This is a genomic window from Streptomyces sp. M41 (assembly GCF_043673425.1).
In the GTDB taxonomy this organism is placed as follows: domain Bacteria; phylum Actinomycetota; class Actinomycetes; order Streptomycetales; family Streptomycetaceae; genus Streptomyces.
Window position 1 is genome coordinate 1 of the sequence record NZ_JBIMKE010000029.1, and the last position, 12,635, is coordinate 12,635.

At 69.7% G+C, this 12,635-nt stretch carries 14 protein-coding genes; 5 read left to right on the plus strand and 9 right to left on the minus strand.

The window, feature by feature from the left end:
* Positions 1 to 147: 147 nt before the first annotated feature.
* The gene (locus ACHBTE_RS28350) at positions 148 to 543 is read right to left on the minus strand and encodes a winged helix-turn-helix transcriptional regulator (RefSeq protein ID WP_394727125.1); all 396 of its coding nucleotides are present in this window, start codon (positions 541 to 543) and stop codon (positions 148 to 150) included.
* 101 nt (positions 544 to 644) lie between these two features.
* On the opposite strand from ACHBTE_RS28350, the gene ACHBTE_RS28355 reads away from it, so the two are divergent.
* Positions 645 to 2,075 (plus strand): MFS transporter, encoded by a 1,431-nt coding sequence (locus ACHBTE_RS28355; RefSeq protein WP_394727127.1) that lies wholly within the window; start codon positions 645 to 647, stop codon positions 2,073 to 2,075.
* 73 nt (positions 2,076 to 2,148) lie between these two features.
* Positions 2,149 to 2,598, plus strand: coding sequence for a spore-associated protein (locus tag ACHBTE_RS28360; RefSeq protein ID WP_394727129.1), 450 nt, complete (start codon positions 2,149 to 2,151; stop codon positions 2,596 to 2,598).
* Between the two features lie 80 nt (positions 2,599 to 2,678).
* On the opposite strand, the gene ACHBTE_RS28365 is transcribed toward ACHBTE_RS28360, so the two are convergent.
* Complete coding sequence (locus ACHBTE_RS28365; RefSeq protein WP_394727131.1) at positions 2,679 to 4,352, minus strand: serine/threonine-protein kinase; 1,674 nt, start codon at positions 4,350 to 4,352, stop codon at positions 2,679 to 2,681.
* 132 nt (positions 4,353 to 4,484) lie between these two features.
* Here ACHBTE_RS28365 and ACHBTE_RS28370 point away from each other — a divergent pair, with 132 nt between their 5' ends.
* The gene (locus ACHBTE_RS28370; protein WP_394727133.1) at positions 4,485 to 4,637 is read left to right on the plus strand and encodes a hypothetical protein; all 153 of its coding nucleotides are present in this window, start codon (positions 4,485 to 4,487) and stop codon (positions 4,635 to 4,637) included.
* A 284-nt stretch (positions 4,638 to 4,921) separates the two neighbouring features.
* Here ACHBTE_RS28370 and ACHBTE_RS28375 read toward each other — a convergent pair whose 3' ends face one another.
* From ACHBTE_RS28375 to ACHBTE_RS28405, 7 genes are all read right to left on the minus strand, one after another.
* Positions 4,922 to 6,322 carry a nucleobase:cation symporter-2 family protein gene (locus tag ACHBTE_RS28375; RefSeq protein WP_394727135.1) on the minus strand — a complete coding sequence of 467 codons (1,401 nt, stop codon included), beginning with the start codon at positions 6,320 to 6,322 and terminating at the stop codon, positions 4,922 to 4,924.
* A 258-nt stretch (positions 6,323 to 6,580) separates the two neighbouring features.
* Positions 6,581 to 7,960, minus strand: a complete 1,380-nt coding sequence (locus tag ACHBTE_RS28380) for an 8-oxoguanine deaminase (protein WP_394727137.1) — start codon at positions 7,958 to 7,960, stop codon at positions 6,581 to 6,583.
* Positions 7,961 to 8,082: 122 nt separating this feature from the next.
* Positions 8,083 to 9,030, minus strand: a complete 948-nt coding sequence (gene pucL, locus ACHBTE_RS28385) for a factor-independent urate hydroxylase (RefSeq protein ID WP_394727139.1) — start codon at positions 9,028 to 9,030, stop codon at positions 8,083 to 8,085.
* Between the two features lie 4 nt (positions 9,031 to 9,034).
* Complete coding sequence (gene uraH, locus ACHBTE_RS28390) at positions 9,035 to 9,427, minus strand: hydroxyisourate hydrolase (RefSeq protein WP_394727141.1); 393 nt, start codon at positions 9,425 to 9,427, stop codon at positions 9,035 to 9,037.
* A 15-nt stretch (positions 9,428 to 9,442) separates the two neighbouring features.
* Positions 9,443 to 9,952, minus strand: a complete 510-nt coding sequence (uraD, locus tag ACHBTE_RS28395) for a 2-oxo-4-hydroxy-4-carboxy-5-ureidoimidazoline decarboxylase (RefSeq protein WP_394727143.1) — start codon at positions 9,950 to 9,952, stop codon at positions 9,443 to 9,445.
* Between the two features lie 123 nt (positions 9,953 to 10,075).
* Complete coding sequence (locus ACHBTE_RS28400) at positions 10,076 to 10,444, minus strand: helix-turn-helix domain-containing protein (RefSeq protein ID WP_394727145.1); 369 nt, start codon at positions 10,442 to 10,444, stop codon at positions 10,076 to 10,078.
* Positions 10,441 to 10,692, minus strand: a complete 252-nt coding sequence (locus ACHBTE_RS28405) for a hypothetical protein (protein WP_394727147.1) — start codon at positions 10,690 to 10,692, stop codon at positions 10,441 to 10,443. The genes ACHBTE_RS28400 and ACHBTE_RS28405 overlap by 4 nt, the downstream gene beginning before the upstream one ends.
* 137 nt (positions 10,693 to 10,829) lie before the next feature.
* Here ACHBTE_RS28405 and ACHBTE_RS28410 point away from each other — a divergent pair, with 137 nt between their 5' ends.
* Positions 10,830 to 11,669: a TIM barrel protein gene (locus tag ACHBTE_RS28410; protein ID WP_394727149.1), complete on the plus strand. Its 840-nt coding sequence runs from the start codon at positions 10,830 to 10,832 to the stop codon at positions 11,667 to 11,669.
* A gap of 33 nt (positions 11,670 to 11,702) precedes the next feature.
* A complete protein-coding gene (locus ACHBTE_RS28415) occupies positions 11,703 to 12,608 on the plus strand; it encodes a 2-hydroxy-3-oxopropionate reductase (RefSeq protein WP_394727151.1) in 906 nt (301 codons plus the stop codon).
* Positions 12,609 to 12,635 lie beyond the last annotated feature (27 nt).

Genomic DNA, 12,635 nt, shown 5'->3' on the forward strand with positions numbered 1-12,635 from the left:
CTAGACAGCTCCACCACACCGGAGGTCTTCGCCATGATCAAGCCCCACCGGTGTCAACAACGCTCGTGATCAATACATCTAGGCCCTGTCGTCAAATTCCCGCCTGCCGTGCGGGCGGACGACGGGAATTTGACGACAGGCCCTAGGTCACACGGGCTCCGGCTCGTGTTCCTCGTCGTAGGCCGCGCGTGACTCGGCGATGTAGACCCTGTTGCGCTCGGCCCAGTCGGTCAGGCGCTGCAGGGTCTCGTGCAACTCCCGGGCCACCGGCGTCAGTTCGTACTCCACCTTCGGCGGCACCGTCGGATGGACGGTGCGCGTGACGAGGCCGTCACGCTCCAGGTTGCGCAGGGTCAGGGTCAGCATCCGACGGCTGATGCCCTCGATGCCGCGCTCCAACTCGGTGAAGCGGATGGGTCCGTGGGCGGCCGCGACAAGGATCTGCACGCTCCATTTTCCAGAGACCCTGTCAAGAACTTCGCGGACCGGGCACGCCTGCGCGTTCACTGCCTGGACGGTTACACCCGTGTTCCTCTGGGACATCGGACTGCCTCCTTACGCCGCTCTCCATGGTCACTCACGATGTACCCCGTTACAAGTCGTGCACCTATGGATCCCACGGAGAATGCGGAGGCCGAACGGCCATGTCGACCACGCTGGACGCATCGACGCCCACGACGTCACCTCGAACATACTCCCGCTGGGCGGCCCTCGTCGTGCTGTGCGCGGGAACCCTGATGACCATCCTGGACGGCAACATCGTCACGGTCGCCATGCCGGCCATCCAGAGCGACCTCGGCTTCTCGGGCCCGGGCCTGGCGTGGGTCGTCAACGCGTACCTGATCCCCTTCGGCGGGCTGCTGTTGCTGGTGGGCCGGCTCGGCGATCTGGTCGGCCGCAAGCGGATGTTCACGGCCGGGCTCGCCGTGTTCACCGCGGCATCCGTGCTGTGCGGGGTGGCGACCGAGCAGGGCGTGCTGATCGCGGCGCGCGCACTGCAGGGCGTGGGCGGGGCGATGACCTCGGCCGTGGTGCTCGGCATGCTGGTCGCCCTGTTCCCCGAGCCGCGGGAACAGGCCCGGGCCATCGCGGTGTTCAGCGCGGTCGGCGCGGCGGGCGGGGCGCTCGGCACGTTTCTCGGCGGGGCGCTGACCGAGGCCCTGAACTGGCACTGGATCTTCCTGATCAACCTGCCGATCGGCGTGGTGGCGTGGCTGGCGGCGATGCGCGTGCTGGAGCCGGACCGAGGCGCCGGGCTGGGCGACGGCGCCGACTACCCGGGCGCGGCGCTGGTCACCGGCGCGCTGATGCTCACGGTGTACGTCATCGTCGGCGCCGGCGACCGGGACCTCACCGCCACCCTGCTGCCGGCGGCTCTGGCCCTCGCCCTGTTCGTGGCGTTCACGCTCCGTCAGGCGCGGGCGGCACGTCCGCTGCTGCGCCTGCGCCTGTTCGGCTCGCGACTGCTGAGCGGCGCGAACGCCGTGCAGATCCTGATGATCGCGACGATGTACGGCTTTCAGTTCATCGGCGCGCTCTACATTCAACGCGTGCTGGGCTACGGCGAGTTGCTCACCGGCACGGCGTTCCTTCCGGCGCCGATCGCCATCGGTGTACTGATGCTCGGGCTGTCGGCGCGGACCATCGGACGGTTCGGCGCATACCGCGTCCTGCTGGCAGGGCTGGCCCTCATCGTCGCGGGCATGGCCCTGCTGAGCCGCGCCCCGGTCGGCGGCTCGTACGTCACGGACGTACTCCCGCCGCTGCTGCTGCTCGCCACCGGGTTCGCCGCGGCGATGCCCGCGCTGACCGGGCTCGCGATGTCGGGTGCCCGCGAGGAGGACGCGGGACTGGCGTCCGGGCTCTTCAACACTACGCAGGTGGTGGGCGGTTCACTGGGTCTGGCGGTGCTCTCGGTCCTGGCCGCGAGCCGCACCGACGGCCTGCGCGACCGCGGTGCGGACTTGGTGGCGGCCACGGCGGCGGGTTATCAACTGGCCTTCCAGGTAGGGACGTTGATCGCGGCGGGGGCGCTCGCACTGGCGGCGGTCGTGCTGCGGACGCGGCAGAACTGAGCACAACCATCGGGGTACCCCGTGGGTCACATCATGCAGGAGCAATCACCTCCAATGATTACCAGGGGGAAATATGCGATACGCGCGTTCCATCCTGTCCGCCACCGCGCTGGCGGCGCTGACGGTGGGGACCACGGCCGCCCTCGCGGCGCCCGCCTCCGCAGCGCCCAACACCACCCCGCAGAAGGTCTGCGGCAGCGCCTACAAGACCGTGAACTCGGCGCCCGTCGGCTCACTCGGCACCGTCTATCTGACGTACAACGCCCGCAACGGCGAGAACTGCGTGGCGACCATCCGCAACAACCCGGGCGCCGCGGCGCTCATGTCCGCGTGGATCTACGTCCCCGACACCGAGGAATTCCACGAGGACGCCGGGGAGTTCACGTCGTACGCCGGACCGACCTACGTCTACGGCAAGGGCCACTGCGTGGATTGGGGCGGCAACATCAAGAACGTGTACGTGCAGGTGACCGGCTCCAACTGCGGTTCCCTGAAGGAGAACCGGGTGACGTTCACCCGCTGATCCGGCCTCACGGCGACACCGCCCGCTCCGGCAGCGCTCACGGAGTTCTGCCGGGGCGGGCACATGTCGAGGGACGGGAATCAGGGGTTGTCGGAATCCCCCTGGGCCGCCTTCTTCCAGACCGTCATGTCCACGCTCAGGGCGGCGAGCTCCGGCAGCGCCGTCGACTTGGTCTGGACCACGAGCAGCGCGATGTCGCCGGATGAGTGCTTGACGCAGATCTCGCTGCCGGCCGCCACCGAGGCCAGCGTCCAGCGCTTGCGATCGGCGCCACCGAGCAGGAGACGGCACTCATCGAGGGTCGTGCCCGTACTGCCGAACATCTGGACGAACACGCTGCTGTCGCTCTCGATCGCACAGCCGACGTCCTTGCAGTCGAGACGGATGTCGCCCTTGCGGTCCTCTCGCCAGAGCGGCTCCTTGAAGCTCAGTGACGTCTCGGCGGTCAGCAGCGCGGGGGCATGAGTGAGGACCTGCGGTGACACGGAGGCGGTCGGGGCGACCTTCGACGCCCCCGGCCTTCGGTCGCCGGTTCCCGGCGTTGCGGCACCGCCCTCCGACGTCGGCGCGGATTCCGGCGACGACCCGTTCGGCTTCGACCCTGACGACCGTGCGGAGTCCTCGGTGCCGGACGCGGAAGGTGTGTCGCCGACCCAGTCGCGAAACCTGTTCCCCGCGTCCGCGACCAACCACGCGAAGCCCGTCAGCACCAGAGCCCCGGCCGCCACCGCCGCGGTCGTGATCAGCGCGGCACGCCGTCTGCGTGCCCGCCGCTCCTCGGGCTGCGCCGGCCAGGGCTGAGGCCGGGTGACGACCAACGGCCGTGTGTGCAGCACCCGGGTGGGGTCGGGCACCGGGGACGGAACCGTCGCCTGCCGCCCCATGACATCTCGCCAGACGGCCGGCCCCGCGCCCGTGTCGGCGTCGGCCCCGAGCCGCAGCCGGCACCACTCGATGATCTGCGCCGGGGTCGCGCGCTCCTCCGGAGCCGCGGCCAGGCACCGGGCGAACAGGGGGCGCAGTTGCTCGGGCAGCGCGGACAGGTCGGGTTCGTCGTGCACGATCCGGTACAGCACGCCGGGCGCCGAGCCCTCCCCGTAGAGCGGCCGGCCCAGCGCCGCGAACGCCGCCGTCTGGCCCAGCGCGAAGACATCCGTCGCCGCCGTGACCTCACCCCCGGACGCCTGCTCGGGAGCCATGAAGTGGGGCGTGCCGACGGTGGAGCCCGCGGCCGTGTGGGAGCTGAGGTCGGCGGCCAGCGAGATGCCGAAGTCGATCACCCGGGGGCCGTCGGCGGCCAGCAGCACGTTCGACGGCTTCAGGTCCCGGTGCACGATGTCCGCACCATGGATGGCCTGCAGCGCCTCGGCCACCCCCGCCATCAGCCACAGCACCGCGGGCACCGGCAGCGGGCCACTTTGGGCGACGGCCTCCGTCAGGGACGGCCCGGGGACGTACAGCGTGGCCAGCCAGGGCGGTACGCCGTCCGCGTCGGCGTCGATCAGCTCGGCGGTGTACGCGCCACGGACCCGCCGGGCCGCCTCCACCTCGCGGCGGAATCGCCGCCGAAAGTCCGGGTCGTCCGCCAGCTCCGGGCGCACCACCTTGATCGCCACCGGTCGGCCGCCCTGTGTGTGCGACAGATAGACCCGGCCCATGCCACCGGCGCCGAGCCGGGCGGCCAGACGGTATCCGGCCACTACGGGCGGATCGTCCGCCTGGAGTGGCTGGAACACCTCAGTCGCGCTGCTCATCTGCCCGCTTCCCCCTCATCCCCTGAACCCCTCATCCCCTGAACCCCTGGTCAATCAGGAGTTGACCGAGGGAGAAGCCTAAGCGGAAATTCGGATGCGGAAGGCCGTGGTCTCTAGGGAAGCTCCCACTCCATGGCCGCACGACGCATCAAACCCAGCCTCTACATCTCCGTCGACATCGAGGCCGACGGCCCCATCCCGGGTCCGTACTCGATGCTGAGCCTCGGCGTCGCCGTCGCCGGAGTGCAGGACACCGGCGGATTCAGGGCGACGCGCAGCCGGTGATGTGCGGCTACCCGGCGTCGTACGACTGGACGTTCCTGTACTGGTACTTGATCCGCTTCACCGGGGCGAGTCCCTTCGGGCACTCGGACTGTATGGACATGAAGACGCTGTACGCGACCAAGGCCGGGCTGCCGTTGCGGGCGGTGGCCAAGGGCACGATGCCCCGCCACCTGCTCTCGAGGCGCCGTCACACACTCCCCCAAGCTCTCGACTTCGCTCGAGCCCGGGGGGGACCCCCATTGCGCTGGACGACGCCGTCGAGCAGGCCGAGTTGTTCGCCAACCTCATGGCGTGGCGGGGGCCCGGGGCGGCGTCCCTGTGAGCTCCTCCCCCGCCTCCATCGGGTGGGTCACGTCATGGGCGTCCCGGCCGCCCCTGCCCAGATGGTTGAAGACCAGGTTCAGCAGCACCGCGGCCACACAGCCCGTGGAGATGCCGGAGTCGAGGACGATCCGCGCGGTCTCCGGGAAGGCGTGGTAGAACTCCGGCGCCGTGATCGGGATGATGCCGACGGCCAGTGAGACGGCGACGATCAGGACGTTGTTGTCCTTGTCGAGGCCGGCCCTGACAAGGGTCTGGATGCCGCTCGCGGCGACCGAGCCGAAGAGGACGACGCCCGCGCCGCCGAGGACAGGGCGTGGGACGACCGCGATGAGCGAGGCTGCCATCGGGCACAGGCCCATCAGCACCAGGAAGCCGCCGCCCACGGCGACGACGTACCGGCTGCGGATCTTCGTCATGGCGACCAGGCCGATGTTCTGCGCGAAGGCGCTGCACATGAAGCCGTTGAAGAGCGGGCTGATCGCGGAGCCGAGGGTGTCGGCGCGCAGGCCCGCGGCGATGGTCTTCTCGTCGGCCGGACGGTCCACGATCTCGCCCAGCGCCAGCATGTCGGCGGTCGATTCGGTCATCGACACCACCATCACCACGCACAGCGAGATGATCGCGGCGAGCTGGAACTGCGGGGCGCCGAAGTGGAACGGGGTCGGGAAGCCGATGACGGCCGCGTCCGCGACGGGAGCGAAGTCCGTGGCGCCGAACGGGATCGCGATCAGCGTGCCCGCGACCAGGCCGAGCAGGACGGCGATCTGCTTGACGAAGCCGGTGGTGAAGCGGCGCAGGAGCAGGACGATCAGCAGGGTCCCGCCCGCCAGGCCCAGGTTGGTCGCCGAACCGTAGTCGTCCGCGGCCGGGTTCGGGCCCTGCGCCCAGCCGAAGGCGACGGGCAGGAGGGAGATGCCGATCAGGGTGATGACCGTACCCGTCACCACCGGCGGGAAGAAGCGCACCGCCTTGCTGAAGAAGGGTGCGGCGAGGAAGCCGAGGAGGCCGGCGACGATCACCGCGCCGAAGATGATCGGCAGGGCGTCGGACTTGTCCTCGGTGGAGGCGACGATCGCGGTCATGGGGGCGACGCCCGCGAAGGTGACGCCGTTGACGAACGGCAGCCGAGCGCCGATCTTCCATATCCCGAGGGTCTGGAGAAAGGTGGCGAGGCCCGCGGTGAACAGGCAGGCGCCGGTGAGGAAGGTCAGCTCGGTGGCGGTCAGACCTATGGCCGCGCCGACGATCAGGGGTGGGGCGACCACGCCGGCGTACATGGCGGCCACATGCTGCAGGCCGGTGGTCGCCATCTTCAGGGCGGGGAGTTTCTCGTCGACTGGATGAACGGACTGGGCGGACACTGCGGCTCTCCTCCGGTCGGTTACACGGCGGCTCTGACGTGGGTTTCAGGGAGGTGGTGCGCGGGCATGGGGGCACCTCCCGCTCGAGCGGAGCCGAGAGTGGGGGAGGGACCGGGGACGGGCCCGTTCCGGGAGAAACGGTGACCGTTCCGGGGCGCACGCATGGGCGCGCGCCCCGGACACGGCCGCCATGGACCCCGCTCGGGTCCACGGCCACCGGTCGGGAGCCGTCCCTCCTGACCGGAGATCTTCAACTGGTCAGCCCTGCGCGGCGATCCTCGCCAGGCGCTGGGCCTCTTCCCGCGTCGAGCGGGCGATCGCGTCCTCGTCGGCCGTGAGCAGCCGCCCGTTCTCGACGATCTGCCGGCCGTTGACGAACGACGCGGTGACGGGGGCCGCCGCACCGAAGACCAGGGCGGTCACCGGGTCGGCGATGGAGGCGTGGGCGAGCGTGTCCAGCTTCCACAGCACGAGGTCGGCCAGCTTGCCGGGCTCCAGCGAGCCGATCTCGGCGGCCCGGCCGAGGACCTGAGCACCGCCGTACGTCCCGAGCCGCAGGGCCTGCCGGGCGTTCAGGGCGGCCTCGCGGTGGGCGCCGAGACGGTTGATGAGCAGGGCGTTGCGCAGTTCGGTGTGCAGTTCGCCGGACTCGTTGGAGGCGGTGCCGTCGACGCCGAGGCCGACGGGGACGCCGGCGGCGAGCATGTCGGGGACGCGGGCGATGCCGGCCGCGAGGCGGGCGTTGGAGGAGGGGCAGTGCGCGACGCCGGTCTTGGTGCGGGCGAACGCGGCGATGTCGGAGTCGTTCATGTGGACGCAGTGCGCCATCCACACGTCCTCGCCGAGCCAGCCGGTGGACTCGAAGTAGTCGGTCGGGCCCATGCCGAACAGCTCGTGGCAGAACTTCTCCTCCTCCACGGTCTCCGAGCCGTGGGTGTGCATGCGCACGCCGAGGCGGCGGGCGAGCTCGGCGCCCTGCTTGAGGAGCTCGGTGGAGATGGAGAAGGGCGAGCAGGGGGCGACGGCGACCTGGGTCATCGCGTCGAAGGAGGCGTCGTGGTACTGCTTGACGGTCGCCTCGGTCCCGGCCAGCGCGCCTTCGAGGGTCTCGACGGCGAAGTCCGGCGGCAGTCCGCCGTCCTTCTCGCTGCGGTCCATGGAGCCACGGGCGAGGGTGAAGCGGACGCCCATGTCGCGGGCGGCACCGATGATGGCGCCGGAGAGGTCACCGGAGTTCTGCGGGTAGACGTAGTGGTGGTCCATGGCGGTCGTCACGCCGCCGCGGGCCATCATCGCCAGCGAGCCCTGCGCGGCGGAGCGCACCATCTGCTCGTCGATGCGCGCCCACGTCGGGTAGAGGGCGACGAGCCAGTTGAAGAGGTTGTGGTCCGTGGCCAGGCCCCGGGTGATCCACTGGTAGAAGTGGTGGTGCGTGTTGATCAGTCCGGGGGTCACGAGATGCCCGGTGGCGTCGACACGGCGTACGACGTTCTCCAGGCCGTCCGGGGCCTTGCCCGCGCCGAGCGACTCGATGCGGTTGCCGGCGATGACGACGTGTCCGGTCGCGTACTCGGTGTCGTGTGCGTCGACGGTCGCGATCGAACAGTTCTCGATGACGATGCGCTGGGCTGCTGCCATGATTCGCCCCTTTTTTCGCTGGTGTTGTGCTGGTGGGAGGGCACGGCAGGACCCTGGGAGTTTTGAGTGCCGTGACCGGGGAGGCGGGTTCCCCGGTCACGGGTGCCGCAAGGGGAGGTGGATCAGAGGTTGGTGAGGTCGGTGGGGATCTTCGCCTCGCAGCCGTCCCGCAGGATGGTGGCCTCGATCAGGCCGTAGGGCCGGTCGGCGGCGAAGTACACCTCGTTGTCGTTCTTCAGCCCGAACGGCTCCAGGTCCACGAGGAAGTGGTGCTTGTTCGGGAGGGAGAAGCGGACCTCGTCGATCTCGCTGCGGTTGTTGATGATCCGCGAACCCATCTGGTACAGGGTCTGCTGGAGCGAGAGCGAGTACGTCTCGGCGAAGGCCTGGAGCATGTGCTTCTTGGTCTGCTCGTAGGACTTCTCCCAGTTGGGCATCCGCTGCTCGTCGTCGGTCCAGTTGAACCGCCAGCGGCCGGAGACCTGGGTGGCCAGGATGCGGTCGTACGCCTCCTGGAGCGTCGTGTACTTGTCCTTGACGTAGCCCCAGAATTCGGAGTTGGTCGAGTTCATCACCACGAGGTCCTTCAGACCCGAGACGACCTCCCACTTCTCACCGTCGTAGGTGATCTGCGTGAGCCGTGTCTCCTGGCCCTGGCGGACGAAGGAGTGCTTGACCTCGTCCGCGCCGATGAACTGCGAGTTGGCGTCGGAGGCGTCGATCCGCTCCCAGGCGTACTCCTCGATACGGATCCGGGCGCGGTGGATCGGCTCCTGCGAGGTGACGAAGTGACGGGCGAGGTGGATGCCGAACTGCTCGGCGGACTCGATGCCGTACTCCTTGGCGAACGCGTACACCGTGTTCTTGGTGGTGTCGGTCGGCAGGACGTTGGCGTTCGAGCCGGAGTAGTGGACCTCCTCCATGTCGCCGGAGAGCGCCACGGATACGTTCAGGTCCTTGATGTGATGGGTGGCGCCGTCCCGCGTGATCTTTACGACTCGGTTCTCGGCCTTGCCGTACTGGTTCTGTCCCAGGATGACAGGGCGGGCAGGGCGGGAATTGAGTGTCATTTAGCTAGCTCCCTCGGTATACGGAGTAGCCGAACGGGTTGAGCAGCAGCGGCACGTGGTAGTGCTCCCCGGGCTGTACGGCGAAGGTGATCGCCACCTCGGGGAAGAACACGGCACCGCTGTCCCGATTCGCGGGGGCGTCCTGCTGCGCATCGGCTTGCTTCTTCTCGAAGTACGCCTCGACCGCGAAGTCGAGCCGTACATGGGTGGTCCCCTCCGGCAGCGCCGGGAGGTCCTTGCACCGCCCGTCCGCGTCGGTCGCGGAGCCGCCGAGGGCCTGCCAGTCCGCCGCCCGCCCCGAGCGGGCCGAGAGATGGACGGCGACGGCCTCGGCGGGGCGGCCGATGCTGGTGTCCAGGATGTGCGTGGACACGGAGGCGGTGGTGCTGGTGCTCATGGTCAGGCGTCCTCTTCAGTCTTCTTCGACGAGGCGGGCGAGCCGGATACGGTTGATCTTGCCCAGCTCGGTGCGGACGATCTCCCGCTCCTGCTCCGGCGAGTTGCCGATCCGTTCCTTGACCGCGTCGCGCATCTGCTCGCCGGTCCGGCCGGTTGCGCAGATCAGGAAGACATGGCCGAACTTGTCCTGGTAGGCCAGGTTGAGTTCGAGCATCTCCGTCTTGAGTTCCTCGGAGGCGCCGGCCATGCCGCGCTGTTCCCGGGCCGAGGTCGGGTCGCCCGGCTTGGGGCGGCCGATCGGCGGGTGCCCGGCCATCGCCTCCGCGAGGTCCGGGGCGGTCAGCTCGGCCATGGCGGCGTCGCTTGCGGCGTACACCTCGTCTGCCGTGGCGTAGGGGCGGGCGGCGAGCAGCCGCTTCACCCATGCCGTGGAGGCGCACGCCTCGTGGAGAGCGGCAGCCGCCGCGTGCTCCTCCAGGGCGTTGAACCGGGCCAGGCCCGGGGGCGTGGATTTCGACGTCACGGGAGCCTCCGTGGCCGCGAAGGGCCTTCGTGCTGAACGGGCGTGCCGATAGCTAACGCCCTGCGAAACGACACGTCAACACTTTGTTGAAAATTCGCGGTGACGAAACCCGGGGAGCCCCACTCAGGGGTTCTTGTCCCGGTTGAGGTAGTTGTAGACCGTGAAGCGGCTCACCCCGAGCGCGCTCGCCACAGTCTCCACTCCGTGCCGTACGGAAAAGGCGCCGCGCGCCTCGAGTATCCGTACGACCTCCTGTTTGGCCTTGCGGTCCAGATCGGCGAGCGGCTTGCCCTTGCGGCGTTCCATCGCGGCCAGGATGTGATCGAGGGAGTCGGCCAGCTGGGGCAGTCGTACGGCGACGACGTCGGCGCCCTCCCAGGAGAGCACCACATCCTCGGGACCGGCCTCGTCGGGCGGGAGGATCTCGCCACCCATGGCGTCGACCAGCGGCTTCACGGCCGCGATGAAGGGCTCGTCCCCGGTGCCGGTCACTCGTCGCCCTCCCCGACCACGCTGAGCTGGAGCGAGATCCGGGTGGCACCGGCCTCCAGGGTCCGGCGCAGCAGGGCGTCCACGGCGGTGAGCACGGCGTCGGCGCCACCCTCCGCCGTGTTGCCGAAGGGGCCGACGTCCACCGCGTCGAGCTCGGCCACCTCGACCACCTCGCGGGCCACCAGCGCGTGCGCGGGTGCCTCGTCGAGGTCGAAGGGCTCGGTCGTGAACTCCACTCTCAATCGCACGCGCTCAACCTAACGCGCACCGCGGCCATCCGCCGAGCCCTCTTGACAAGCTCGGACACACGACGGCAATCTTCCAGTACGCAGAAACTAACTTCCGTCATACGGAATCTCGACAACGGAAGGGAGCGCCGACCCCCATGGGATTCGCAGAGCAGCGCTTCAACGTCAACCTGTCGATCCTCTTCACGGAACTCCCGCTCCTGGAGCGCCCGGCGGCAGCCGCCGCGGCCGGCTTCACCGCGGTCGAGCTGTGGTGGCCCTGGATCGACTCCCCCACCCCCGAGCAGTCCGAGCTCGACGCCCTGAAGAAGGCGATCGAGGACGCGGGCGTCCAGCTCACCGGGCTGAACTTCTACGCCGGACAGCTCCCGGGTCCGGACCGCGGCGCCCTGTCGGTGCCGGGTGAGGAGTCGGAGCGGTTCCGCGCCAACATCGACGTGGCGGCGGACTTCGCGGCCGGCCTGGGCTGCAAGGCGCTCAACGCGCTGTACGGCAACCGCGTCGAGGGCGTGGACCCGGCCGAGCAGGACGCGCTCGCGCTGGAGAACCTGGTCCTCGCCGCGCGGGCGGCCGACCGGATCGGCGCGATCCTGCTGATCGAGGCCCTCAACCAGCCGGAGTCACCGCTGTACCCGCTGGTGTCGGCACCGGCCGCCGTGGGCGTCGTCGACAAGGTCAACGAGGCGACGGGGCTGGACAACGCCCGCTTCCTCATGGACCTGTACCACCTGTCCATGAACGGCGAGGACCTGCCGGCCGTGATCGAGCGGTACACGGCGAAGACCGGCCACGTCCAGATCGCCGACAACCCGGGCCGCGGCGCGCCGGGGTCGGGCTCCCTCCCCCTGGAGGACCTCCTCGACCGGCTCCGCAAGGCGGGCTACGACGGCCATGTCGGCCTCGAGTACAAGCCGGGCGACAAGCCCAGCGCCGAGAGCTTCGACTGGCTGCCCCGCGAAGCGCGCGCCGCCCGCTGAACACACCCCCGCATTTTGAGAGGCACCCGCAACATGAGCACACTCGCAGACTCCTCCCGCCCGGCGATCGCCTGGATCGGCCTCGGCATCATGGGTTCCCCCATGTCCGAGAACCTGATCAAGGCGGGTTACCAGGTCACCGGCTTCACCCTGGAGCAGGACAAGCTGGACCGGCTGGCCGCCGCCGGCGGCAAGGCCGCCGCTTCGATCGCCGAGGCCGTCAAGGACGCCGACGTCGTGATCACGATGGTCCCGGCCTCCCCGCAGGTCGAGGCCATCTCCTACGGCCCCGACGGCATCCTGGAGAACGCCAGGTCCGGCGCGCTGCTGATCGACATGTCCTCGATCACCCCGCAGACCTCCATCGACCTGGCGAAGGCCGCGGCGGACAAGGGCATCCGCGTGCTGGACGCCCCGGTGTCCGGTGGTGAGGCCGGCGCCATCGAGGCGGTACTGTCGATCATGGTCGGTGGCGAGCAGTCCGACTTCGACACCGCGAAGCCCATCCTCGAAGCCCTCGGCAAGACCATCGTGCTGTGCGGCCCGCACGGCTCGGGTCAGACCGTGAAGGCGGCCAACCAGCTGATCGTCGCCGTGAACATCCAGGCGTGCGCCGAGGCCGTGGTCTTCCTGGAGAAGTCGGGCGTGGACCTGACGGCCGCGCTGGACGTCCTGGGCGGCGGCCTGGCGGGCTCCACCGTGCTCGCGCGGAAGAAGGACAACTTCCTGAACCGGGACTTCAAGCCCGGCTTCCGGATCGACCTGCACCACAAGGACATGGGCATCGTCACCGACGCCGCCCGCAACGTCGGCGCCGCCCTGCCGGTCGGCGCCGTGGTCGCCCAGCTGGTCGCCTCCCTGCGTGCGCAGGGCGACGGCGGCCTGGACCACTCGGCCCTGCTGCGGGCCGTGGAGCGCCTCTCGGGCGCCCAGGTCTGACCCACCCCGAGACTTCCGGGCGGCGCC

Coding starts and splice junctions, on each gene's coding strand:
- ACHBTE_RS28350 (WP_394727125.1), bottom strand. CDS start 543: ATGTCCCAGAGGAACACGGGTGTAACCGTCCAGGCAGTGAACGCGCAG.
- ACHBTE_RS28355 (WP_394727127.1), top strand. CDS start 645: ATGTCGACCACGCTGGACGCATCGACGCCCACGACGTCACCTCGAACA.
- ACHBTE_RS28360 (WP_394727129.1), top strand. CDS start 2,149: ATGCGATACGCGCGTTCCATCCTGTCCGCCACCGCGCTGGCGGCGCTG.
- ACHBTE_RS28365 (WP_394727131.1), bottom strand. CDS start 4,352: ATGAGCAGCGCGACTGAGGTGTTCCAGCCACTCCAGGCGGACGATCCG.
- ACHBTE_RS28370 (WP_394727133.1), top strand. CDS start 4,485: ATGGCCGCACGACGCATCAAACCCAGCCTCTACATCTCCGTCGACATC.
- ACHBTE_RS28380 (WP_394727137.1), bottom strand. CDS start 7,960: ATGGCAGCAGCCCAGCGCATCGTCATCGAGAACTGTTCGATCGCGACC.
- pucL (WP_394727139.1), bottom strand. CDS start 9,030: ATGACACTCAATTCCCGCCCTGCCCGCCCTGTCATCCTGGGACAGAAC.
- uraH (WP_394727141.1), bottom strand. CDS start 9,427: ATGAGCACCAGCACCACCGCCTCCGTGTCCACGCACATCCTGGACACC.
- ACHBTE_RS28410 (WP_394727149.1), top strand. CDS start 10,830: ATGGGATTCGCAGAGCAGCGCTTCAACGTCAACCTGTCGATCCTCTTC.
- ACHBTE_RS28415 (WP_394727151.1), top strand. CDS start 11,703: ATGAGCACACTCGCAGACTCCTCCCGCCCGGCGATCGCCTGGATCGGC.